The sequence below is a fragment of the Fulvivirga sp. M361 genome (assembly GCF_007097395.1).
Taxonomy (GTDB): Bacteria; Bacteroidota; Bacteroidia; order Cytophagales; family Cyclobacteriaceae; genus Fulvivirga.
In genome coordinates, this window is the sequence record NZ_VKDC01000010.1 from 45,363 (window position 1) to 71,040 (window position 25,678).

Sequence of the window (25,678 nt, forward strand, 5' to 3'; positions counted from 1 at the left end):
GGCTTGTTACAAGTAAACTAGAAACACATTTATTAAATGATTATGGATAAAAATATACGTTACATATTCACAATCGGCAGCATAATAATAGGTTCTTCCCTAACCTTTTATGGCTGTCAAAAATCTGCCAATAGCACTTCTTTACCACCATCGGTGTCTACTGTGGCAGATGAGGAATTTGGCCAGTATTGGTATACCGGGAAAGCGGAAGTCAGCTCTTACAAGCTAAAGCAATCGCGTTATGGTGAAATTCATGAAGGAGATGCAGTACTCATCTTTGTTACAGAGCCTTTTTCGAACTCCAAACAGGTAAAGCTGGATTATCCGGACAAGGCGGGTAGCGACAATGTATCCGTTATGAAACTTAATTATACGAAGAAGTTCAACACAGGTATCTATCCTTATTCAATGATGCTGTCATCATTCACGCCTATAGATACATATCATCATACGAAAACATTAAAAGTTACCACATCCGTACAGGAATGGTGCGGACATGTTTTCACGCAAATGAATTTGAACAAAGACGAGTATAAAGTAAACGCCTATTCCTATTTCGAACAGGAAGGGGATAATACCTTCACTATGAAACATGCCTTTATGGAAGATGAGATCTTCAACCGGATACGAATTGACTATAAAACTTTACCGACAGGCGAATTTCAAATGATACCGGGCCTTTTTTATACACGCCTGACACATAAAGAACTGGAAGTACAAAACGTGTCTGCCGAACTTTCGGAAAACGATGATACGTTCCGGTATCTGGTGAAGTTCAAGGAAAGTAAACGTACATTGAACATTACATTTCAGAAGGCTTTTCCTTATCAAATACTACGCTGGGAAGATACATACAACGGAGCAGGAGGAAAAACACTCACCACTTCTGCGGAATTGAATAAAAGTCTTTACACCCCTTATTGGGCTAAGAATAGTAAAGTTGATATCCATTTAAGGGATTCATTAGATCTGCGATTTTGAATAGCAATTCAGATTCTTTAATATTTATACCTGACATTACCGGTTTTACACGTTTCGTGAATGAAACGGAGATCAAGCATAGCCAGCATATCATTTCTGAGCTGTTAGAAATATTGGTGAAATCCAATAAGCTGGAAATGAAAGTCTCGGAAATAGAGGGTGATGCTATTCTATTTTATCGGGAAAACCATATACCCGATGAAGCAGCCATTTTTGAGCAGGCCAAACAAATGTTTATCGCCTTTCATTCCCATTTAAAAGAGTATGAAGCCAGGCGAATTTGTCGATGCGGGGCCTGCACCACAGTGAATGACCTATCCTTGAAATTTATTGTGCACCAGGGAGAAATAGGTTTTACAACTGTATTAAACCGCTCCAAACCTTTTGGCGCAGAGGTGGTACTCAGTCATAGACTACTTAAAAATCAGGTAGAAGCACGTGAGTATATCCTTTTTAGTGAAAAATATGCTTCAAGATTCATTTCAGAGCACCGGGAAACATGGCCAATTACTCAAGGAAATTGCGAATACCCTCAAATAGGCAAGGTGAACTACTATTACACCATAATCACAGATTTGAAGCAAGAAATTCCAGCGCCGCAAAAGCCGGTTTTACCACCCAAAGTGAACCGTCCCCTCACAAGAAAGATAACCATTAACCGTCCTGTTGATGAAGTGTATCAGCTCATCATGAATCTGGATGTACGGTTACTCTGGAATAAAGGTGTGGAAAAGCTTGAATATGATGAAAACCGTGTAAACAGGGTAGGAACACGTCATACTTGCCTGTTCCCGGTAGGACAGGCCGAATTTCAGACGGTAACCAATATGTTTGAAGAAGGTACATTGGTATATGGGGAAGAAGTGATGGGTACGCCATTTATACGTCAGTTATTTGTATATTATATTCTGAAGCCCGTACATGATAAGACGGACCTCAGGGTAGAGTTACATCTGTTCCCAAAACTATTCATAGGTTGGATCTTTGGCGCTATGGTCAAATTTAAATTTGGCAAGCAACTGGGCATCGTATTACATCAATTAAAAAAAATAAGTGAATCCAAGTAAATGCTAACTTCTCAAAAACCCGAATTCCAACTTCCGGACGACATTACCTATCTCAACTGTGCCTATATGTCTCCTCAAATGAAGTGCGTGGAAGAAGCAGGAATACTCAATTTAAAGAGGAAGGCCGACCCAACTTCGATATATCCCGACGATTTCTTTAACCATACGGAAAGGGTAAGGAAAGAATTTGGCCAACTTATTAACACATCAGAGGTTTCAAGAATTGCAATTATTCCATCGGTTTCTTATGGCATTGCCAACGTGGTAAGAAACATTAAACTGGAGAATGGCGATAATATAGTGGTAACTGGCGAACAATTTCCCAGTAACTATTATTCCTGGCAAAAGCTATGTCATCAACACAAGGCTGAATTAAGAGTAGTACAAGCTCCTGAAGAGGTGAACGGAAGGGGCAAGATATGGAATGAACGTATACAGGAAAGTATTGACACCCGAACCAAAGCAGTAGCGCTGGGACATGTTCACTGGGCAGACGGCACATTGTTCAATTTGAAAGATATAAGAAGACGTTCAAGTGATGTTGAAGCGCTCCTGATCATAGATGGTACCCAATCCGTGGGTGCTTTACCTTTTGACATACAGGAATTACAACCCGACGCACTCATCTGTGCAGGATATAAATGGCTACTAGGCCCGTACAGTATTGGTTTGGCCTATTACGGACCTTATTTTGACAGTGGTGTACCCATAGAAGAAAACTGGATCAACCGGTTAGGAAGTGAGGATTTTGCAGGTTTGGTAAACTACCAGGAAACCTATCGGACAGATGCCCTTCGCTATGGTGTAGGAGAGCAAAGCAATTTCATATTAGTGCCTATGCTTCTTAAAGCGCTTGAAAAGCTTAACGAATGGAAACCGGAAAATATACAGACCTATTGTAAGAACATCACTACCTCCGTGCTATCAGATATAAAAGCAGCTGGGTTTTGGGTAGAAGACCTTAATTACAGAAGCAATCATTTATTTGGTATACGTCCTTTAATCCCGGTAGATGAAAGAGCATTGAAAGAAGCCTTATCCAAGGCCGGTGTCTACGTTTCAGTACGTGGCGATGCCATCAGAGTCGGGCCACACCTTTATAATACGGAAGAAGATCTGTTTAAATTAGCCCATGTACTCAAAAGCTTTAACAGGTGAAAATTACGATGGCTATAATGCTGTCCATAGTAGTGCAGGTTAGCCTGATGGCCCAGGATAAATCTATTTTCGCCATGTTCTCTCCCGATACGGCGTCGTTCAACCGGGCTACTATGTCTTTTGACAGTGTCCAAAAAGTACATGAAGCCTATCAGGCCGAATTGAGCCGGAATGGACAGTTATTGCTTTCAGGCTACCTGAAAGACCAAAGGCAGTTATACTTGTTAAACACACATTCTGTTGCACAGGCTGAAACATGGTTATCCACTAACCCGGTACTCAAAACCAGATTGTATCATGTTGAACTGCTTCCTTTGACACAACGCACTGGCCATTTATGTCCTCCAAATGATACCTCTTCACCAGCTGAGGAGTTGACGATTATCCATTATACAACACATATTGCTAAATTTAACATACAGGATGCTCCTGAATTATTCCGCAAACATGATGACCACCTTGACCAAATTATAAAAACCGGCAATGTGCTCTGGGAAGGGTTATTTGACAATGATGACGGGGGTATTATGATAATGAAAGGCAAGCTTTTAAACAACGTAATTCTCTCGGATCCGGCCGTGGTCAATGGGATCATTGAACCTGAGATCATTACATTACAAATAACAAGAGGCGCTTTCTGTACTTCTCAAAATTGAGTATGGACGGTATTTGTATGAATACAAAATGGTTCCGTTGAAAAGCAAAAACTCATTATCTTTAACTTACACAGATCAGAAGTTTACAATAAACAAGCGTTGGATCAGTTAATTATTGGCAATTAAAATTTATAGTATGAAGGTATTAAAATGGTTGGCGGCAGTGATAATTGTTCTGGCATTGGTCTACTTCCTTGGGCCCAAAGGTGAAAACCCGGTATTAACTACAGCTCCCGCCATGGTTTCCTCTGACCTGAAATACCTCGAAGATAGCATTAACCAGGCAGAAAGTGCATTAACCAGTATTAAGCAAGGAAATCATGCCAGGATCATTTGGGCAGACTCTTCTGAATACAAAAAGACACCCTACTCCATTGTGTATCTTCATGGCTTTTCAGCAAGCCACGAAGAGGGTTCACCACTTCATACTGAGATAGCCCGGCGTTATGGCTGTAACCTTTTCCTCACGCGCCTTGAAGGACATGGAATAACGGAAGAAGAACCTATGCTTCATCTCACGGTAGACGGACTCGTAAATTCTGCGAAACAATCCCTGGCCATAGCCAAACAATTGGGCAAAAAAGTGATCTTGCTTACCACCTCTACTGGTGGTACGTTAGGTCTATACCTGGCCCAAAATGACCCTGATATCGCCGCTATCATACTGTACTCTCCCAACATTGATATTTTTGATCCCGCAGCCAAGCTACTGTCTAAACCGTGGGGATTGCAAATAGCACGTATGGTAGTAGGTGGCGACTATAACCAATGGGAACTGGATAGTGGCAGAGCAAATTTCTGGACTAATAAATACAGGCTGGAAGCCGCTGTGCAACTTCGTATACTACTGGATGCCACCATGACCAAAGAAACGTTTGAACACATTAACCAACCAACCTTTTTAGGATATTATTATAAAAGTGATGCTGCCATGGACAGCACTGTCTCGGTGGTAGCTATGAAAGAGATGTTCCATCAATTAGGCACTCCGGATGACAAAAAAAGAGAAGTGGCCTTTCCTAATGTCGGACACCATGTGATAGCTTCTCACTTTACCTCAAAGGACTTATCTTCTGTCAGATCAGAAACTTTTGCTTTTCTGGAAGAAATCGTAGGACTTCTTCCTGTACATCAAAATTAAAAACAGCTTTTGTAAGATATATAGCTGAAGAGGCCATTCTTGAAGCCAAGAAACCAGCTCTTAATGACAATCCATATTTTCATACCCTGTCTGAAGCGTTTTATTCCGGCAAAGGTTCAGGGTAATGCATCAATCTTTTTAAAAAGCACTTAAGCCAGCAAGACCGGAGAATGACACAACAGAAGTTGCATCAGGTCAAAAATACCTTCAGGAAGGCCTAATCCAGGTCCAGCACCACCTGCTTTCTCAATATATCCTCCATATTTTCACGTTCTCTAATTAAATGAGCTTCTCCATTATACACCAGCACCTCGGCAGGCCGATACCTGGAATTGTAATTGGACGCCATAGAAAAGCCATAAGCACCGGCATTTTTAATTGCCAGAAGATCTCCTTCGCGCACTTCGTGGATCTTTCTGTCCCAGCCAAATGTATCCGTTTCGCAGATATATCCTACTACCGTGTACACACGCTGTATGCTGTTCGGGTTGGAAATGTTAACGATCTCGTGATAGGCATCATACATCATTGGCCTCATCAGGTGGTTCATACCCGAGTCCACACCTACGAAGGCCGTAGCCGGAGTAGTTTTGATCACATTGACTTTTACCAATAACACCCCCGCTTCACTCACGAGGTATTTACCCGGCTCAAACCACATTTCCAATTTACGGCCATATGCATTACAAAAATTATCAAAGGCCTTTCCGAGTTTCATGCCCAGGTCATAAACATTCGTAGTAATGTCCCCCTCTTTATAGCCTACTTTGAAACCACTCCCAAAGTCAATAAACTGCAAATTTGGAAAATCCTGTGCAAGCCCAAAGAGTATCTCAGCCATTTTAAGAAATACCTCAGCATCAAGTATATCGGAGCCGGTATGCATGTGTAATCCGGTAACATTGATATTATTTGATTTGATGACGCGTAACAAATGAGGTAGCTGATAGATGGATATTCCAAATTTCGAATCCACATGCCCCGTAGATATCTTGGTATTTCCACCTGCCATGATATGAGGGTTCAACCGCACACAACAAGGGACCTTATCATGATACTTATGACCGAACTGCTCGAGTATGGAAATGTTATCTATATTAATCATTAGCCCCTTATCCACTGCCTCCTGGATCTCTTCAAAAGACACGCAATTTGGTGTAAACAGGATATGCTGTGGCTCAAAGCCGGCTGCAAGAGCAATATCTGCTTCCTGGGCAGACACTACATCTACTCCAGCCCCATGCTTTTTCATTAATTTCAGAATAGAAATATTGGTAAGCGCCTTTGCAGCATACTTAATACGGATGTTTTGCTCAGAGAAAGCGTTCTTCAAAGATTGAAGCTGACTAACGATTTTATCTGCATCATATACATATAAAGGAGTACCAAACTTGCGCGCAATATCCTTGACATTAAGGCCTTGTATTTTGTAAACGTTGTTCTTTAATTCCATTCTGAAAAGCAATAAAAAAGCAAAATAACAAAACTAATCTCTTATTGTATGAAGAACGGGTGAATAAAAAGAGCGATACGTTCACCATATCGCTCTTGGATGTTGTTATTTCCTGATCGTGTTATTTTGAGCTGTAGTATTTTATTTCAATATGCCTCTCGGTAAGATGTTATTTGTGTTTGTTTAATATTAAAAACGATAAACAAATGCGATAAAATATAAAAAAAGGGTAAGCGGTGTTAAAGCATGTTAAACCGTTATAAACCCGGGCCTTTGAGTCGCTTCTTTCCGGATGTGATTTTTACACGCATTTATTAAAAAAACAAATACGCTACTCAATGAAAATGTACAGGGCTTTATTAGCCCAAAGTATCTGAAAGTCAAATTCTTATAGAGAATTGGAACGATGAGGCCAAACTTGAACAGCGTAAAATACAATTTTTACAATGTATAATTTTGGTCATTAAATAACCAAAACAGGCTCCTATTTACTTAAAAAGTACTTTATTTGAGGTTAAAGTAGTTGGTTTCCATGAAGTCCTTTTATCGTTTAGGTGGCTTTGCTTTCTTTTTGTTCACCCTCAATATAAGCAGCTTGTATGCCACGCACATTATAGGGGGCGAATTGACATATAACTGTCTCGGAGGAAACAACTACAAATTTAGTTTAACTGTCTATTCAGAATGTGGTTCTGAAGCAGTGCTGGAATCATTTTATCCTATTCGGTACTATGCCACAGAGTTAAATATAGTTCCTGAATCTCCCCTTTCATTCAATGTATTCAAAATTTCTCAACAGGAGGTACCCCTGTTTTGTGATGCGTTACTTACAGATTGTTCCGGAGGAGGTGCCCGTGGCGTAGAAAAGGTGCTTTATGAGGGGACCGTTAATCTCAGCGGTCAACCGAGGGCCGGGGATTGGCGCTTTTTCTGGAAACGCTCCGCCAGAAGTGAGCAGATCACTACATTATTGCTACCGGAGGAAGAAGACTTTTTTCTGGATGCTTCACTGAACAACCTGGATGTATCCTGTAATAATTCACCCTCTTTTAGCAATTCAGCGGTAATTACTGCATGTATCAATTCACCACAAACGTTAAATAATGCGACAGAGGAGAGGGATGGAGATGTGTTAAGATATTCGCTGGTAACTCCTAAAAGTGATTATAATATGGATGTCGTTTTTAAGACGGGCTATAATGAACAAAATTTTCTGACATTTCCATCTACCCCTGACTTGTCCGCAAACACCGGTGACTTAATGTTTGAGGCCAATATGTTAGAAATAGGTATTACGGATTTTAAAGTAGAGGAATACAGAAACGGAAAGCTGATAGGATGGGTAAAAAGGGCCATACAAATGACTACCATAGATTGTAGTAACAACCTGCCGGTTTTATCTGACTTTACCAGCATAAATACTGACTCCATCAGTGTTTGTGCAGGAGACTCCATTAGTCTTGAAATATTCGCTCAGGATGATGATGTAGTACCTCTTAAAATGGAGCTGTTGAGTGGAGATCCCGGAGTTTTTCAAGTGGCCAATAATAACAGTACAGTACCCCTGGGACGATTCAGATGGAGGACTACAACAAGTGACGTAGGCATTTACTCCTTCGTTGTTAGCGTGTCAGATGACAAGTGCCCGGAACCCGGTATTACTACTAAAACCTATCAAATATATGTTAACCTACCACTATTTGACCTTGGCGCCGACCTTCCTTTGAATTGCAATGCCCGGGTTTTACTTGCCCCAACCGTTTCCGGAGGAAGTGGTGATTATACCTATGCCTGGGATGACGGTTCATTCGGAACCTCTCTCAACGCAGGGATTGGCCAGTATTTTCTCACCATTAACGACAACATAACAGGATGTGTCGCAAAAGATAGCATTACTCTATTTCCCGAATTTTTACCAGGGTTCAAAGCGGATTCTTTATGTTTCGGGCTAACCACTGCCTTTACCGATACTACCATTAATAATTCCTCCACCAAAAACATCGCCTCCTGGCTTTGGGATTTTGGAGATGGGACAACATCTACCAGCAAAGACCCCAGGCATACATATACGGCTTCCGGCAGATATTCCGTAAAGCTTACGGTGAAAGACGATGCCCCGGCACCTTGTACATATACCATTTCAAAGGACATTAAAATATGTGAACCTCCTGCTGTCAATGTTTCAATTGTCGGCCGATGTTCATCACCTTCTTCTGTTACCGTTTTGGTATTTCCAAAAAATACCGATCCATGTAATTCATTTTCTGAAGTGATCGTTGACTTTGGTGACGGTGCTATTGATACCTGTATAGTCCGCCCTGAAGTAATCTGTGACGGTACTGTCGACGACTGTGTGCCTCTTCCGGCAATAACGTGCAATGCCATACCTCATGCTTATACAACCGGCGGCACCTATACTGCAGAGGTAAAGGTGAAAAATGAATTTAGTTGCTTTTCGTCTACAACAGAAAGCACGAAAGTCTTACAAAGCCCGAATCTCAATATTATTCCCAATGACTTCTACCTGGTGTGCAGTTCTCCCGACAGTCTGATTAAAACAGAACTTCTCCATCCAGGGAACGGTAAGTTGCGATATCAGTGGTTTACAGACAATCAGCCTACGTCCATCACTTCGGAGGACATCATGATAAATGTCCCAGGAACTTACAGGGTCCTTGTAACCGATGACAGTGCCTGTTATGACACAAGGCAGCTGACCGTCACCTATCCACTGGAAACACTTTTCAACTACGAACCTTACTGTCAAAAAGGCGATACGGTAGCATTCCTGGATCGATCCATTTCCGCTACCAATACACTTACACAATGGCAATGGGATTTTGGTGACCCTGCTTCGGGTAGCCGGAATACATCCAACTTAACTAACCCAACCCACAGGTTTAGTTCAGAAGGAAATTATATAGTTACCCTCACTGTAAATGACTCAGACGGTTGCTCCACAACACTTAAATGGCCCGTTTACAATACCGGTATAGATAATGCCTTTTCTGTAAGTCCGGCATCAGGGGAGATCTGCCTTAATGAGACCATTACCGGGACAGGAGTATCTGGCACTCATATTAACAGTGAAAGCTGGGACCTGGATAACGGGCTTATTTTATCTTCCAAAAACATCAGCTATACCTATCCGGCCAGTGGGTCATATGACGTTTCATATAATGTGCAATACAACTTTAATCCATTCGCCACTGATACCTGCTTCGCTGATTTTCAACAAAGAGTTGAGGTGAACCCTTTACCTGACGTGACTATAACAACAGACCTTAACAGGTATTGCAGAGATGAGGAAGTGCAGTTTGCCTTTGAAACGGACGATAACATCGTTTCAGCCAAATGGGAGTTTATAAATGTTAAAAAAGGAACGAGTCAGACCGTTGAAGCTTTTACAAGCAGCTATACTTTTACCGAGCGCAGTAATTACCGGATTGAACTTTCCGTTACCGACGACCAGGGCTGCGAAACAAGAAGAGTCATAAATCAATTTATCGATCGGCTGGTGGTGCCGGATTTTGAGGGAGAAACAGGGATATGCCCTCACGCTCCCCTGATCATTACCGAGGTTTTTCGGGATACCCTGGAGAACATAACAGACTACCGGTGGGATTTTGGTGATGGAAGTTTTATCGAAGGTCAGGTTCCGATTCCGCTAACCGAGCATATCTATGATAAAGGTGGCAATTACGATGTAACATTAACTGTTTTCAACAGCTTTTCAGGGTGTGAAAACTCGATCAGCAAAACAGTGAATGTTCTGATGCCGCCGCAAACGGCATTTACCTACGACACGATATGCGCGCGAAATTCGGCCACTTTTGTAAATACTTCTTTACCCGGAGATGGAGATATACAGGCATATCAATGGTTATTTCCGGACGGTTCAACTTCAGATTCGGAAAATGCTTCTTTCTTTTTTCCAGACCCGGGATTACACCCTGTAAGCCTTGTGGCAACTTCTTCACTCGGTTGCAAAGATACTGTGACGAATGAAGTCTTCGTCAAAGAAGCGCCCATTGCAAGAATAGACATCATGACCACTTTTGTTGAAGCATTCAAGCCAACAACATTTTTTGACGATTCCGAGGGAACGATAACAGATTACTACTGGGATTTTGGAGACGGCACTATTTCCTATGAAAAAGACCCGATACATACCTATACGGCCATAGACCGTTATCCGTTAGTTCATGCCGTAGTTAACTCAGTAGGCTGCACGGATACGCTGGAAATTTTACTTGACCTGAATGTTTACCTGGAACTCCCAACAGCTTTCAGCCCGAACGGTGATGATCTGAATGATGTGCTCAGACTTATTCATCAAGGTATTGATAATCTGATAGACTTCAAACTTTATGACAGAAACGGACTAATTGTGTTCAACGGCAGCGGTAATCTGGATGCCGCATGGGACGGCACATATCACGGTCAACTTCAACCTTCGGGTGTTTACCTCGCGCAGGTCAAAGCCACCGGCGCATACGGTAAACAGTTCAACTACAAGAAGAACATAACTTTGATAAGATGAAGATAAAATGTATTCTTCTGTTATTTATCCAGATGGCATTTGCATACGCTACAAAAAGTCAGAATATCAATTTCACGCAATATTTCAATTTTCCACTGTATTCAGATCCGTCTCAAACCGGCAATGGCAACTATGACTATCGCCTGAATGCACTGTATCGTCAACAATGGAAAAGCATAGATGCAGAGTTTAGCACGTTTGCCATAAGCGGTGATGTCCGCATGGGGAATGTTTTTTCCACACAGGACTCATGGGGTTTTGGCATATATCTTTTAGATGATCATTTAGGCAGTGATCTTATGCAAAATCAGCAAGTCGGTATCGCCCTGGCCTATCACATCAATCCTGACTTTCAGGAAAGACACAAAATATCCTTCGGGATCAATATCGATTATAAGTTCTCTTCCGTAGACTATAGTTCCCTGATTTTTGAAAGTCAATACCAAGGCTTTTTACTTCATCCTGATATGTCCAGTGGAGAATCTTTTCTGAACGACCGCATTAAAAACCTGGATTTAGGTAGTAGTATCTCCTATAGTTTTCTGCTTAATCCTAAAACAGAATTGGGTGCTTCCCTGGCTTCATTTGGCTTTATTCCGGAACAGGAAAACTTTATCAGCGAAAGTGATTCCAGCGACTATAAGCATTCGGAGTGGCTCGCCAGGGGGTTTTACAATTACCGTGTTTCTTCCAGGGTCAGATTAGAATCTCATGTGCAAGTCATATCACAGTCTAATGCGTCTGAACTAATGTTGGGGGTTATTGGTCATTATACGCCGTTTCATTTAAAAGGAGTTATGTTATCTCTGGGTTTATTTCGCCAGATGGATGTGGCCTACGTGGCTTACGCTGGATTGTCTTATAAAAACTATGATATCAACGTAAGCTATGACTTTGTGTCCCAACCTTTAAACACCCTAAGGGAAATTAATGGGCTGAGTCGTCCGGGGGGTATTGAGGTTACTCTGAGTTTTAGGGGTTTCAAAGTAGCAGGATCAGGTACCCGAACAGTTCCATGCAGGTTTTTTTGAGAAAAGTATGAGGTGTATAATATTAAGTATTAGCCTTTTTTTATTCATCACCAGTGGTGTTAACCATCCCCTGAATGCCCAGGGCATCCATGATCGCACTGTAAAGCAGTTTTTTACTCAAAATGACTACTACAGCGCCGCTGCACTTCTGGAATCAAAAGCAGCAAGTCACCCAACAGATCCTCAGGTCTGGTATAACCTGGGAAATGCACATCATCATTCACGTAATCATACGGCAGCGTTATCAGCCTACAAACGATTGATGAAGCTGATAGAACATAAAAAAGGGCTCAGAAATAAATATTATAAAGCCTTCTACTACAACGCCTCCAGTCTTATGGCAGAAGAAAAATACGAACAGGCAAGGAAGCTTTTCTTTGACTTTATCAGACTCAGACCAAATGCGGCGGATTTCAGGGCTATGAAGAGAATGGCGAATCAGCAACTAAGGGCATGTGATTTACGAATGAAAGCAGCCGATAAAACAATCTTAAATGAATACGTGATCTCTCCATTGACCATAAACTCAGGATATTCGGATTTTGGCCCGGTATGGATGGACGATAACCGGATGCTTTTTACATCACTCAAGTCAGACACTTTGCTCACTAACGATGGGGCTTTTTACCAACCCAACAGAATATTCCTCACGGACCGTAAGAAAGGCTGGAGTGACCCTGTCGAATTTGAATCGTTTTCACATGAATTGTACCATACGGCAAATGGCACCTTTTCTGCTGATGGAAGTAAATTTGCCTTTACCTATTGCCAGGAAAACAGACGCCAGGAAGTAAGGTGTGCTATATATCTCAGTGAAAAAAGAGGTAAAGTCTGGACGAAGCCCGTCAAATTAAAATATGATATTAACAAAACCGGTTACACCAATACCCAACCGGCTTTTGGAGTCAGGCGATACAGAAGAAAAAATCAGGAAGTATTGTATTTTGTATCAAACCGCCCGGGCGGCAGGGGAGGTAATGACATATGGTATTCGCTAATGGATAAAACGACCCCACCTGTAAACTGTGGTGCTGCCATAAACACCATGGGGAATGAGATCACGCCATTCTATCACTACGAGACCAATGAACTTTATTTTAGCTCCGACTTTCATTTTGGTAAAGGCGGTTATGACATTTTCAAATCGTATGGCTCGCTAAAAAGTTGGAAACGCCCCGTAAACCTTGAAGCCATCAACTCTGGTTATGATGACACCTATTTTAGCTGGAGAAAATATCTTGAGAACGGCACTTTTGTCTCAAATCGCACCGGTAGCAAGTCGGTATCAAACCCCAATTGCTGTGACGATATCTACTACTTTGATTATACACCGGCTTCATTGCTGGAAGGAATTATTGTAAAAGGTGATTCAAGCCAGCATACGTTAGATCAGGTACAATTGGGTTTAGCTGACCTGGAACACCTGGAATTCCCGGACAGTGTTAATTGGTTCACTGAGTCGGATAAAAACGGGCATTTCAAAATAGAATACAGCAGCGGACAAGATGCCTTCCTGGTGGTCAAAAAAGAGGGTTACGAAACCCACTATCTTAAAATAAGCGAGTTGAAGGAGCAATATAAGGACAGCCTCACTATCCCTATGTTTAATGACTTTCATTGGCTTCAAAAACTTAAAAGTGTAGGTAAAAAAGAGGTCCGGGTATTATCGGAAGATATATTGAAGCAGCCGTTAGAAGTAGGCGCTATATTTATTATGGAGCATATATATTTTGATTTTGACGCTGCAGAAATTAAACCTGAAGCTTATGAAGACTTATCCGTTCTCCAGCGCTTTTTAGAAAATAATCCAAAGGTAAGTATAGAAATAGGCGGACATACGGACAATAAAGGTGGCGAAGAACATAACAGGTCATTATCTCAAAAACGTGCAGAAGTGATTGCCGATCATCTGATTTCATCCGGTATCGCAGAAAAAAGATTACTACCAATTGGTTATGGTGAAAGCAAACCCATCGCCGACAACCAATTGCCGGACGGATCTGATAACCCCGATGGACGCAGACTGAACCGGCGAACCGAGATTAAAATCCTGGATTCCAAGTAGCAATTTGTATGAAACCAGGAACTTCCGCCAAGGCCAGGGAGTGATATATATTCCGGGTTCTCAAAAGAAATGAACCTTGTAATTTCACTCTATTTTTCGTATTTTTCCTGTTCCCTCTAAGATAATGTGTCGAGTGTATTTACCACTAAAATCTGTCAGGGACACAAGCGAGAAATCTAATAAGACCCACGTCAACACATGATTCAAATTATACCTTCTATTATTCTTAAAGACGGCAAAGTTATTCGACTGAAGCAAGGCAATCTTTCTGATGAAAAGGTCTATGATGAAAGTCCGGTAGATTTAGCCAAGAGCTTTGAAGATCATGGCGTAGAGGTTATTCATTTGGTAGACCTGGACGGTGCGACAAGGGGTCAGCCCGTTAATTATCATATATTAGAGGCCATAGCTGGCCATACAGGCGTGAAAGTAGATTTTACGGGAGGTATCCATACCGACGGTGATATCAGCAAAGCTTACGAGTATGGGGCCAGCTACATTACTGCTGCCAGTATTGCAGTGAGTCGTAAGGAACTGTTTGCGTCCTGGATCATCTCTTATGGCAGGGAAAAAATCACACTTGGTGCGGATGCACGAAATCACAAGATTGCGGTCCGTGGTTGGCAAAAAGACACCGATGTCGATATTCTTGATCATATCGATTATTTTTATTCACGAGGACTCAAGTATGTTAAAGCCACAGATATATCGAAAGACGGAACGTTAGAAGGTCCTTCCATTGAATTATACCGGCAAATGCTGGACAGGTTTCCCGATATTTGTGTATTGGCCAGCGGCGGAGTACGGAATATTGAAGATATAGAAGCGTTAAATGATGCAGGTGTTTTTGCTGTGATCTTTGGAAAGGCATTTTATGAAGGGCGCATTAAGCTAAAAGAGCTGGAGAAGTTCATTGTAAAAACGTGATTTTCTAAAGTGTGTAGTCACTTCGGTGTACTATATGCCATACCGGTATATCTATTGAAGTAATGAGAAGACACTTTCAATGTTCTTAACCTGGATCTTATTCATTTGCAGGTTATCCACTATGTTATCTCAATACCTCTTATTAACTCAGTTTATTTCTCATCACAAATCAGTTTAGCATTTCGCCAGCAAGGCTATATAGCATAGTAATATCAGATGGATAGTTCGTTATCCCGGACTTTGCTGGCAAACAACACTTTCCTAAGTTTACATATGGCTAAGCAGCGGAGAAAAGTCAGCGTAAGTGATATTAAAGCTGAAGTAAAAGTATCTACTTCCAGGAGTGGTGGCCCGGGAGGACAACATGTGAACAAAGTAGAAACTAAAGTCCAACTGTCTTTTGATGTAGGCCAATCACAGTTGCTCACTGATCTCGAAAAAAAAATTATTAAAGCCAGACATTCATCAAAAATCACGAAAGAAGGGGTGCTGATCATCACTGCAGATAGTAAAAGGTCTCAGCTCAGAAATAAAGAACTAGCCTTCAAGAAACTAGATCGCCTGCTCTCCAAGGCATTTACAAAAAAAGTGGTTAGAAAACCGACTAAGCCGGGTAAAGCCGCCATAGAAAAGCGGTTAAAGGAAAAGAAACTGCACGCAGAAAAGAAAAAAATGAGGCAGAAACTATGAGGAGGTTCCTAAGGAGTTTAGAGGTCAACTAATCCGGCTCCAATTCACCACTGTTTTCTTCTGTGCTTCTACTTGCTTTTTCACATTAAAGTTTTCCGGAAGTGACAGGTCAGGGTCTTTGGCCAGAATGGCTTGTGCCGCTATACGCGCTTCCTGTAAGATATTGCCGTCTTTCCCCAGGTCGGCAATGAGCAGGTCCAACACCCCACTTTGCTGTGTCCCTGTTAAATCTCCCGGACCACGTAGCTTAAGGTCAGTATCGGCTATTTCAAAGCCGTTATTTGTACGTACCATAGTTTCTATTCTCACCTTACCTTCTTTGGAGAGTTTAAAACTGGTCATGAGTATGCAATAGGATTGGTCTGCCCCACGTCCTACACGTCCCCTTAGCTGGTGCAACTGGGCAAGTCCGAAACGCTCAGCATTTTCAATAACCATAACCGTAGCGTTAGGAACATTCACACCTACTTCAATGACCGTGGTAGCTACCATGATCTTTGTTTCTCCTTTTGCAAAACGGTTCATTTCAAAGTCCTTGGCCTCCGATTTCATCTTCCCGTGTACGATGCTGACAGGTAAGCCGGGAAAGGCTCGGCAAATGCTCTCATAGCCGTCTTCAAGATGTTTAAGGTCCAACTTCTCTGATTCCTCGATCAAAGGATACACAACATATACTTGTCTCCCCAGGTCTACCTGCTCTTTTATAAAGCCATTTACCTTGAGTCGATTGGAGTCATACCGATGCACGGTTTGAATAGGTTTACGTCCTGCAGGCAGCTCATCTATAGTAGAAACGTCCAAATCACCGTACAGTGTCATGGCCAATGTCCTGGGTATGGGTGTGGCCGTCATTACCAGGACATGAGGATATACTTCTTTATTTTTTTGCCAGAGCTTTGAACGCTGGGCCACTCCAAAACGGTGTTGTTCATCTATCAAGGCCAATCCCAGTATTTGAAACTGGACTTTCTCTTCAATAAGCGCATGCGTACCTACCAGGATATGTAATTCGCCACTTTTCAAATATTGATGGATGATCTTCCGTTCGCTGGTTTTGGTAGAGCCCGTGAGCAATGCTATTCTCAAACCCATTTTATCCGCATGTTCCTTCAAGCCATGATAGTGTTGTATCGCAAGGATTTCCGTAGGAGCCATTAGTGCCGCCTGGGTTCCTGCATCCACTGCTAATAGCATACAGATGAACCCTACGATGGTCTTACCACTACCTACGTCCCCCTGCAGCAATCGGTTCATTTGCTTGGCTGATCGCATATCCCGATAAATCTCCTTGATCACTCTCTTCTGTGCATTGGTAAGTTCAAAAGGCAAGTGATGATTGTAAAATTTACTCAACAGGTCGGCCTTATCGAACACCATCCCCCGAAATTTGTCCATTCGGGCAATTTTGAGCTTAAGAAGCCGAAGCTGTACATAAAACAGCTCTTCAAATTTCAAGCGAAACCGTGCCTTTTGTAAGGCATCATTGTCTTCCGGAAAATGTATTTGACGGATGGCTTCTTCCTTACCAACCAACCGATAGTCATCAAGCACAGTCGACGGCAGGGTCTCACTAACTTTAGGTTTTGCCATGTCGGACAGCGTCTTCATCAGCTTTCCAATGGCTTTGCTATCCAGGTACTTCCTTTTCAATAGCTCTGTAGTGGAGTACACCGGCTGAAGATAACCTCCCTGAATATTAAAGTTGGTCAACACCTCTATCTCAGGATGTGCCATGTTAATTTTACGTCCAAAGGCAGAAGGCCTGCCAAATACCACATATTCCACCCCGGGTTGTAATTTCTTCATCACCCAGTCCACTCCTTTAAACCATACCAGTTCTATTTCACCTGTGTCATCCTTAAAATATACTACCAGCCGGCGTTTACGCGGCGGGCCTACTGTTTCCATATGCCGGATCTTGCCTTTTAGTTGTATATAAGGCATAGAAGCATCTATATCACGAACAGCATAGAACCGGGTACGGTCTTCATAGCGATAAGGATAGTATTGAATAAGGTCACCATAAGTGAAGATCTTAAGCTCTTTGTTAAAAAGGGCAGCTTTCTGTGGACCTACACCCTTCAGAAATTCGATAGGTGTATCGAAGAAACCGTGCATCAGTGCAAACTAAATATCCGAGTGGAAAAATGCTAAGGCTTACCTCCATTTTTAGTATTCCATTGCAAGGTATTCATCATATGTACAATGTCTATCTTGGCAAAGTCAATGGCTGGTTTTAACGAGTCATTTTGCACGGCTGTATTGAAGTACAATGCACCCCTCAAAAAATGTCGTGTTGAATCAGTCGTAAAAAACTGGAACTGGCTGGGTACTTCACCAGATAGCTCAGCGTATACCACTGTCTTTCCTGAAGGAGTTCGGGTGATGCTTTCATCAATGGAACGTGCTTTTATTTGGTGTTTGGCTGTTAAAAAATAAGCGTCATTCAAATACTCTTTCAATGAGTCTTGATTTGAAATGGTCTTGTATGTGATATGAACATCGGCCTTAAAATCAGGATAATAGATCTCTATCCAGTAAGGGTCTGAAATCCACGAAGAGTCTTTTAACACCCTGGCATATTTAGAGTATTCAAACCGGTAAGGCAGTGTGTCTGCCAGGCTTACATATTCATGTTCCGGAAGGTCAAAACGATTATATCCCTTGGGCTTAGGCACATAATCGCTCTCACAAGCCACAACAGTTAACACCAACAAGACAAGTAATCCACTATTTAACCGCTTTCGCATGATCTTCTTCTTTGATACGGACACGCACCTTTTTTATCCTTTTATTGTCAACAGCCATAACAGTGAACACAAACTTATCAAAGTTAATACGCTCACCGGCGGAAGGCAGCCTGGAGTTAATTTCCAGTAAGAGACCACCTAAAGATTCACTTTCTCCCTTGACAGTGTCAAAAGTCGTGGGACTCTCATCTACCAGCTTACAAAAATCGTTGAGTGTTGTTTTTCCTTCGAATACATACGTTTGATGGTCTATCCTATTATAGATCACATCTTCATCGTCAAACTCATCATTGATCTCCCCTACTATTTCTTCGATGATATCTTCAAGTGTGATGAGGCCGGAGGTGCCTCCATATTCATCTACAACAATCGCCATATGGACCCTTTTCTCTTGAAAATCTTTCAGTAAGCTGTCAATTTTTTTTGTCTCAGGGACAAAAAATCCAGGTCGCAGTAATTTCTGCCATTTGAAGTGTTCATCCTGGTCAGTGTGTGGAAGTAAATCCTTTATGTACAATATTCCATCTATATTATCAATGGTTTCCGTAAATACAGGTACTCTGGAGAACCCCGATTTATTGATCTTATCCATGAGGTCATGAAAGTGTATTTCACTATCGAAGGCTTTGATGTCCATCCTCGACCTCATGACTTGTTTCACTGTGAGTGTACTAAAATTGACAATGCCTTTAAGGATGTCTTTTTCCTCTTCGGTTGTTTCTTCGTTCTCAGTGGTAAGTTCCAGGGCCTGGTGTAGCTCTTCAACAGAAATATCATATCCTTTTTTCTGAAATCGTTTGTCAATGACATTGCTCATTGACATGAGTATCCAGCTTAAGGGCATGAATATTACCTCTAAAACTTTAATAAAATGACATGTAAACCTGGCGAAAGACAGATTATTAGGAGTCGCATAAACTTTAGGAAGTACTTCGCCAAAGAAAACAATGAAAAAAGTAATGATCAGTGTTAAAATTGCGATCAATTCACCTTCACTACTTTTAGTGCCTGTAGCTTCCCACATTACAAAGGTGGAAAGGGTTACAATGCCTACATTGATAAAATTGTTGCCGACTAAGATGGTAGCAAGTAACAATTTCGGATTTTTAATCAGTGATACTATTTTCCTGTCAGCCGACCGGTCAGAGTCTTTACATGTGGCTATGTCTTTTGGGGTAAATGAAAAAAAGGCCACCTCCGAACCACTGATCAGTGCGGAAAGTATCAAAAGTACGAGTAGCACCAGACCACTGACGATGAAAAAGAGCGTATCCCCTCTGAACAAAACTTCTGTTAAAAGTAAACTAGGAGGTTCGTCTATGGTTGTTTCCAAAAATCAGGTATTAATATCACAATCAGAACGGCAAATCATCTGACTCGCTGTCCATGCTAATGTCGGCAGTCGGTGTATTTGCCTGTGCTGGTGTTGCACTAGTACCAGCAGCGCCGGACATAGCACCACCTTCGTTAGTGCCTTTAGGCGATAACATGGTCATGTTGTCACCAACGATTTCAGTAGTATATCGGGTAACTCCGTCTTTTTCCCAAGAACGAGTGCGTAATTTACCTTCAATATAGGCCATATCCCCTTTACGCAGGTATTTTTCTGCCACATCCGCTAATCCTCTCCATAATACCACGTTGTGCCACTCCGTTTGTTCACGTCTTTCACCAGTATTACGGTCTTTATATACTTCAGAAGTAGCAACAGGAAAATTGGCCACCGCAGCGCCGCTTTCCAAATGTCTAACCTCCGGGTCTTTTCCCAATCGCCCTACTATAATTACTTTATTAACTCCTGACATGGCACATTTTTAATTAGCAAAGCTACTAATCTTCTAATAAATTTAATTAAAAAAAGGTATCATTCAAATAACGTGAAATCAAAACTGGCTTTGGAAGGTCTATCACATCATTTAGATCGTAGAACTGATGATCTTTCAGATCGGAAGAATTAATATATCCCTCAGATTCATTCACTCGAAATGTCAGAAACCGTGTATATATACGTTGATGAGATAAAATATGAACGTATTCCTCACTTAGTTCCATCATAGCTTTTTCCCTGACAAGTTCCATCACCAAACCATCTGTGGCTATTAAATCATCTATTTCTACTTTCTGTTTGGTTTCTACCAGGTAGAAATCATAAAGGCCTTGCCAAATGTCTTTCTTCTTCCTTTGCCTTAATAATAGTTTATCGTTATACCTTATACATATATAGTTGAAATAACGTTTCCTCACCTTAAGTTTTTTTGATTTAACAGGTAGCTTATCCTGGATGCCTTTCCGTCTGGCTTCACATTCTAAATGAAAGATACAGGTCATACATCCAGGCTGTTTTGGAGTGCAGTGTATAGCGCCAAATTCCATGATCCCCTGATTGTAAATATCAGGATCATCTTCACTTATCAATTGCTGGGCTTTTAGTGCAAAAGCTTTTTGTCCCGGGCCTGTGGCAATATCATCTTTTATACCAAAAATCCGTGATAGCACCCGATAAACATTTCCATCTACCACAGCCACCTTTTCCCCAAAGGCAAAAGAGGCAATAGCCGCTGCTGTATAGGGTCCGATTCCTGGTAGTTTTAGGATACTTTTGTAGGTATTTGGGAATTTTCCACCGTAATTTGTGCAAATTATCTTTGCGCACTTATGTAAGTTTCTTGCTCTTGAATAGTATCCTAGGCCTTGCCAAGTTCTCAATACATCTTGTTCTTCGGCATTTGCTAAATCAAAAATATTTGGATATTTTGAGATAAATTGTTCATAATATGGGAGGCCTTGTTTGACCCTGGTTTGTTGCAGTATGACCTCTGAGAGCCATATTTTGTAGGCATCGTGGGTGTTACGCCAGGGTAACTCTCTCTTATGCTGATGATACCAGGAAATAACTTTTTTTGGAAAAAATAGATCGTTCAAGACTTTTTATTCGTTATAAATTGTAAGCGATTTATGGTGTTAGATTTTTGAAAGATTAAATTTTTATATCTCAGCAGTCGCTTTAATTTTGCTACCGGAGCAATTATAACTAAACCTAACCATTCAACTAACAAAATTTTTTCATTGTGACTAAAGCAGAAGTAATTTCAGAAATCTCCGAAAAAACAGGAGTTCCAAAGGAAGACGTATCGGTAACGATCGAAGCGTTCTTCAGCATTGTAAAAGAAGAAATGGCCGAAGGCAAAAACATCTACGTACGTGGATTCGGAAGTTTCGTCAACAAAAGACGGAAGAAGAAAATTGCCAGAAATATCTCCAAGAATACGGCCATTGTCATTGACGAACATTTTATCCCAAGTTTCAAGCCTTCCAAAGTCTTTGTAGAAAAGATCAAGGAAAGCAAAAAAGTTAAAGAAATTAACGGATAGAACGGTTATTAGCTTCATTATAAAAGATGAATCCTTGAACTTTACCATCCAAAACATAAAGTAATGTTTAAGACAAGGATTTTTCTTTTTGTGGCAGCGGCCGCGTTAGTTGTTGTTTTGTTTTTGCTCCCCAAGTCAGTCGTTGATAACGACCCCAAAAGTGTAGGAGAAAAAAGCTCTGAGCCAACTACCCCTAGTGCTGAAGACCCCCATACTGCGGAATTCAATTCCGACCAGACTGATCTGATAGATAAGCTTAACGATCAGTTGGCGCATAGTGATGATTTTGAAAAAAGTCTTATCTTTGCAGACTCTTTGGCTAAACTGTATATTTCATTGAATAAATATGACAGTGCAGCCAGGTTCTTTGAATTGATAGCTGAAAAGGTTCCGACAGTGGGGAACTGGCTGATGGCCGGTAACACATATTATGAAGCTTTTGGTTTTGCCATGGATGCAGCCAGACGAAGTAGTCTGGCTGAAAAGGCTAAAGTATATTTTATCAAGATTCTCGAGGCTCAGCCCGAGAATCTTGATATTAAAAATAAATTAGCCATGACCTATGTATCATCACCAAATCCCATGCAGGGCATAATGATGTTGCGTGAAATCCTTCAACAAGACCCTCAAAACGAGCAGGCTCTGTTCAATTTGGGTGTTCTTTCTATGCAGTCAGGCCAATATGATAAAGCAGTGGAACGTTTTTCAAACCTCGCTAAGTTGTATCCTGACAATACCCAGGCACAATTTTTCCTAGGTGTCAGCTATCTGGAAACTGGTAAAAAAGACAAGGCCAAAGAGCAGTTTTTGTTAGTGAAATCTCTGGATGATGATCCGGCAGTGCAAGCTACGGTAGATTCATACTTAGAAAATATTTGATAAAAAATTGTTAAACCAGACCTCTGTTGACAGGGGTATTAAAAATTATTATTATGCCTTGCGGTAAAAAAAGAAAAAGACACAAGATTGCTACTCACAAAAGAAAAAAGAGACTGAGAAAAAACAGACACAAGAAGAAATAATCTTCCTATTGTGCTGGCCGTGAAGCCAGTATTTTGTTCTGTAATTTAAGTTTCATTTTTTAAATCCGTTTGTTTTGAGCAATGAGTTAATTATCAATTCAACTCAAAATGGATGTCGCATAGCATTATTAAAAGACAAGAGCCTAGTAGAATTCCATCAGGAACAAGATGGTAATCAGTTTACAGTAGGGGACATTTATCTGGGTACCGTAAGAAAAGTGGTACAAGGATTAAATGCTGCTTTCATTGATATAGGTTACGAAAAAGATGCGTTTTTACATTACCTGGATTTAGGGCCGAAATTTAGTTCTCTTCAAGCATTCACCAAGCAATCGCTGAATAAGAAGAATGCTTCAAGCAAACTGGAAAATTTTAATATCAGGCCTGATATAGATAAACATGGAAAGGTTACCGACATTCTTTCCAGGAATCAGCAAATACTGGTTCAGGTAGTTAAAGAACCCATTTCTACAAAAGGCCCGCGACTATCCTGTGAGTTGTCAATACCGGGAAGATATCTCGTACTGGTTCCTTTCTCGAACGCAGTAAATGTATCCAAGAAAATTGTAAGTGGAGAAGAAAGAAAGCGCCTTCTGCGTCTTTTATCATCCATTAAGCCAGATAACTTTGGCGTTATCATACGTACAGTAGCGCAAGGAAAAGATGTCAAGGAACTTGATGCTGACTTGCGCAACCTCATAGACATCTGGAAAAATGGGGTAAAAAGTCTGAAACAGGCAAAGCCAAAAGACAAAGTAATTGGCGAGATGAGTAAGGCCTCAGCTATTCTTCGTGATGTGCTGAATGAGTCTTTTGACAATATCTACACAGATGATAAAGAGATTTACGAAGAGGTAAAAAGCTATATAAAAACCATCGCTCCTGATAAGGAGAAAATTGTTAAATCCTTTAACGGCAAAGCCAAAATTTTCGAACATTTTGGCATCGAAAGACAGATGAAGTCTGCTTTTGGCCAGTCTGTAAGTCTCAAAGGTGGTGGCTATCTGATCATAGAGCATACAGAAGCACTCCATGTGATAGATGTAAATAGTGGCAACAAGTCCAATAAAGAAGACGGACAGGAAGCTACAGCATTATCTGTAAACACTGAAGCAGCAAAAGAAATAGCCCGACAATTACGACTACGCGATATGGGAGGAATTATCGTAGTAGACTTCATTGATATGAAGCGGGCAGAGAACAAAAGAGCGGTTTACAAAATCATCAAAGATGAAATGACCGCTGATCGTTCTAAATTCACCGTATTACCTTTATCTAAGTTTGGTCTTATGCAAATCACCCGCCAGCGTGTGAGACCAGAAATGAACATCACGACACGTGAAGTTTGCCCTACCTGCAATGGGACCGGGAAAATCAGTGCCTCGATTTTAGTTTCTGACCAGATAGAAAAGAACATAGATTATCTGCTCAGTAAGCAAAATGAAAAAAGTATCAGTGTAGTACTACATCCCTTCATTTATGCCTATTTCACTAAAGGCTTACTATCCAAAAGATTTAAATGGTATATGAAGTATTACAAGTGGGTGAACCTCATACAGGACACATCAATGGCGATTATGGAATATAAATTCTTCAATAAACTTGGAGAAGAAATAGAGCTATAAATCGTTAATTATCACAAACAAAAACCCTCAGCCAAAAAGGACCTGGCTGAGGGTTTTTGTTTGTTCCTTCACAGAAAAATGTTCGAGTGCCAGGGTCAGTGCATGTTGCTGGCTTGCTTTGAGAAGGTCAGGGTCCTCTATATAACCGGCAACTTTGGTCATAAAATCCTGTGGTCTTTCGGGATCATAGTAAAAGCCACAGTTATGTTTCTCAACCAACGCTCTTACCCAACCTTCAAAATTAATGATGATAAGTTTACCAGCAGCCAGGCCGTCAAACAACTTATTAGGGCAACCGCTGCCCAATACCGGTATTTTTCGGAATGAAATATATATCGCATCGCACAAAGACATGACCTGTTGGACGGCTTTTTTATTTCCCGGCTCCACAAACTTAATATTCCCGAGGCCCTGTGAAAGAACCCTAATCTTTTCTGCCTGCGCACCTGAACCCATAACGAGAAAAACAATATCTTCAGCTACCACGTATTTTGCAGCTTCAACCAGGTACTCCAGATGATTTGCCAGTCCTACAGTACCCAGATAACCAATTGTAAATTTACCTTCAAGGTCATATTCTGTTTCCAGCATGGGGTCTTTGTCTTCAGGATAGAACAAGTCAGGGTCTGACATGTTGGTAACTACTCCAATTTGCTTGGCAGGAACTTTCTCTTTAATAATTTCCCTGATGTCCGGTGACAGAGCTATAATATGTTGTGCGCCGAGATAAGCCGTTTTTTCTAACCGGTATGCTCCCCATTTTAATAATCTGTTCTTCAGTACCCCCAGCTGAATAGGTGCCTCCGGCCAGAGATCACCCACTTCAAAGCAATAAGGTATGCCGAACCTCTTTTTGCCATACAGTGCAATTAAAGCAGTACTCAGCGGAGTCGAAATAACATAACTTAAATGTGTTGTCTGAAACTTTTTCAGTAGCCTGACAGTGTAAAATACAAAGAGCCAAAAAGCATGTACACGACTCCAGAAGCTGAGATGATTGGTGTAGTATACAGGCAGATAATGAACTTCAAAGCCTTTGAGTCGCTTTATCTTATACTTTTGTTCATTACAGGTTGTAATAACTTTTACGTTATGTCCTAGCTTTGTGAGGTGATCGGCAATGTAATACGACCGAATAGCACCACCTTCTTCCGGTGTTTTGAAGTATTGGTGAATGATAAGAATATTCATTCGTATG

At 41.2% G+C, this 25,678-nt stretch carries 20 protein-coding genes; 13 read left to right on the forward strand and 7 right to left on the reverse strand.

What is annotated here, in order from left to right:
- Positions 1-42: 42 nt before the first annotated feature.
- The 5 genes from FNH22_RS13600 (at position 43) to FNH22_RS13620 (ending at position 5,003) form a co-directional block, all read left to right on the forward strand.
- Positions 43-981 carry a hypothetical protein gene (locus FNH22_RS13600; RefSeq protein ID WP_143398949.1) on the forward strand — a complete coding sequence of 313 codons (939 nt, stop codon included), beginning with the start codon at positions 43-45 and terminating at the stop codon, positions 979-981.
- Entirely contained in the window at positions 978-2,048 is a 1,071-nt protein-coding gene (locus tag FNH22_RS13605) for a DUF2652 domain-containing protein (protein ID WP_143398950.1), read from the forward strand. The genes FNH22_RS13600 and FNH22_RS13605 overlap by 4 nt, the downstream gene beginning before the upstream one ends.
- Positions 2,049-3,206 (forward strand): aminotransferase class V-fold PLP-dependent enzyme, encoded by a 1,158-nt coding sequence (locus FNH22_RS13610; protein WP_143398951.1) that lies wholly within the window; start codon positions 2,049-2,051, stop codon positions 3,204-3,206.
- The gene (locus tag FNH22_RS13615; RefSeq protein WP_143398952.1) at positions 3,203-3,862 is read left to right on the forward strand and encodes a hypothetical protein; all 660 of its coding nucleotides are present in this window, start codon (positions 3,203-3,205) and stop codon (positions 3,860-3,862) included. The genes FNH22_RS13610 and FNH22_RS13615 overlap by 4 nt, the downstream gene beginning before the upstream one ends.
- A gap of 136 nt (positions 3,863-3,998) precedes the next feature.
- Positions 3,999-5,003 carry a carboxylesterase gene (locus FNH22_RS13620; RefSeq protein ID WP_143398953.1) on the forward strand — a complete coding sequence of 335 codons (1,005 nt, stop codon included), beginning with the start codon at positions 3,999-4,001 and terminating at the stop codon, positions 5,001-5,003.
- A 217-nt stretch (positions 5,004-5,220) separates the two neighbouring features.
- Here FNH22_RS13620 and lysA read toward each other — a convergent pair whose 3' ends face one another.
- Positions 5,221-6,456 carry a diaminopimelate decarboxylase gene (gene lysA, locus FNH22_RS13625; RefSeq protein ID WP_143398954.1) on the reverse strand — a complete coding sequence of 412 codons (1,236 nt, stop codon included), beginning with the start codon at positions 6,454-6,456 and terminating at the stop codon, positions 5,221-5,223.
- Positions 6,457-6,988: 532 nt separating this feature from the next.
- Here lysA and FNH22_RS13630 point away from each other — a divergent pair.
- The 5 genes from FNH22_RS13630 to arfB all read left to right on the forward strand — a co-directional run bounded on the left by FNH22_RS13630 (position 6,989) and on the right by arfB (position 15,712).
- The gene (locus tag FNH22_RS13630) at positions 6,989-10,999 is read left to right on the forward strand and encodes a PKD domain-containing protein (protein WP_143398955.1); all 4,011 of its coding nucleotides are present in this window, start codon (positions 6,989-6,991) and stop codon (positions 10,997-10,999) included.
- A complete protein-coding gene (locus FNH22_RS13635) occupies positions 10,996-12,030 on the forward strand; it encodes a PorP/SprF family type IX secretion system membrane protein (RefSeq protein WP_143398956.1) in 1,035 nt (344 codons plus the stop codon). Before FNH22_RS13630 ends, FNH22_RS13635 begins: the two co-directional genes overlap by 4 nt.
- A gap of 7 nt (positions 12,031-12,037) precedes the next feature.
- Complete coding sequence (locus tag FNH22_RS13640) at positions 12,038-14,095, forward strand: OmpA family protein (RefSeq protein ID WP_143398957.1); 2,058 nt, start codon at positions 12,038-12,040, stop codon at positions 14,093-14,095.
- A gap of 198 nt (positions 14,096-14,293) precedes the next feature.
- Positions 14,294-15,022, forward strand: coding sequence for a HisA/HisF-related TIM barrel protein (locus FNH22_RS13645; RefSeq protein WP_143398958.1), 729 nt, complete (start codon positions 14,294-14,296; stop codon positions 15,020-15,022).
- Positions 15,023-15,295: 273 nt separating this feature from the next.
- On the forward strand, positions 15,296-15,712 hold the full coding sequence (gene arfB, locus FNH22_RS13650; protein WP_143398959.1) for an alternative ribosome rescue aminoacyl-tRNA hydrolase ArfB: 417 nt from the start codon (positions 15,296-15,298) through the stop codon (positions 15,710-15,712).
- A gap of 24 nt (positions 15,713-15,736) precedes the next feature.
- Here arfB and recG read toward each other — a convergent pair whose 3' ends face one another.
- The 5 genes from recG to mutY are packed head-to-tail and all read right to left on the reverse strand — an operon-like array spanning position 15,737 to position 21,384.
- The gene (gene recG, locus FNH22_RS13655; RefSeq protein ID WP_143398960.1) at positions 15,737-17,830 is read right to left on the reverse strand and encodes an ATP-dependent DNA helicase RecG; all 2,094 of its coding nucleotides are present in this window, start codon (positions 17,828-17,830) and stop codon (positions 15,737-15,739) included.
- Positions 17,831-17,862: 32 nt separating this feature from the next.
- Positions 17,863-18,462: a gliding motility lipoprotein GldD gene (gene gldD / locus FNH22_RS13660; RefSeq protein WP_143398961.1), complete on the reverse strand. Its 600-nt coding sequence runs from the start codon at positions 18,460-18,462 to the stop codon at positions 17,863-17,865.
- Entirely contained in the window at positions 18,443-19,783 is a 1,341-nt protein-coding gene (gene gldE / locus FNH22_RS13665; protein WP_143399039.1) for a gliding motility-associated protein GldE, read from the reverse strand. Before gldE ends, gldD begins: the two co-directional genes overlap by 20 nt.
- A gap of 34 nt (positions 19,784-19,817) precedes the next feature.
- The gene (gene ssb / locus FNH22_RS13670; protein WP_143398962.1) at positions 19,818-20,267 is read right to left on the reverse strand and encodes a single-stranded DNA-binding protein; all 450 of its coding nucleotides are present in this window, start codon (positions 20,265-20,267) and stop codon (positions 19,818-19,820) included.
- A gap of 46 nt (positions 20,268-20,313) precedes the next feature.
- On the reverse strand, positions 20,314-21,384 hold the full coding sequence (mutY, locus tag FNH22_RS13675) for an A/G-specific adenine glycosylase (protein ID WP_143398963.1): 1,071 nt from the start codon (positions 21,382-21,384) through the stop codon (positions 20,314-20,316).
- Between the two features lie 146 nt (positions 21,385-21,530).
- Here mutY and FNH22_RS13680 point away from each other — a divergent pair, with 146 nt between their 5' ends.
- The 3 genes from FNH22_RS13680 (at position 21,531) to FNH22_RS13690 (ending at position 24,480) form a co-directional block, all read left to right on the forward strand.
- Positions 21,531-21,833 carry an HU family DNA-binding protein gene (locus tag FNH22_RS13680; RefSeq protein WP_143398964.1) on the forward strand — a complete coding sequence of 101 codons (303 nt, stop codon included), beginning with the start codon at positions 21,531-21,533 and terminating at the stop codon, positions 21,831-21,833.
- Positions 21,834-21,896: 63 nt separating this feature from the next.
- A complete protein-coding gene (locus FNH22_RS13685; protein WP_143398965.1) occupies positions 21,897-22,712 on the forward strand; it encodes a lipopolysaccharide assembly protein LapB in 816 nt (271 codons plus the stop codon).
- 217 nt (positions 22,713-22,929) lie between these two features.
- Entirely contained in the window at positions 22,930-24,480 is a 1,551-nt protein-coding gene (locus tag FNH22_RS13690) for an Rne/Rng family ribonuclease (protein ID WP_143398966.1), read from the forward strand.
- A gap of 27 nt (positions 24,481-24,507) precedes the next feature.
- Here FNH22_RS13690 and FNH22_RS13695 read toward each other — a convergent pair whose 3' ends face one another.
- Positions 24,508-25,671: a glycosyltransferase family 4 protein gene (locus FNH22_RS13695; protein WP_143398967.1), complete on the reverse strand. Its 1,164-nt coding sequence runs from the start codon at positions 25,669-25,671 to the stop codon at positions 24,508-24,510.
- Positions 25,672-25,678 lie beyond the last annotated feature (7 nt).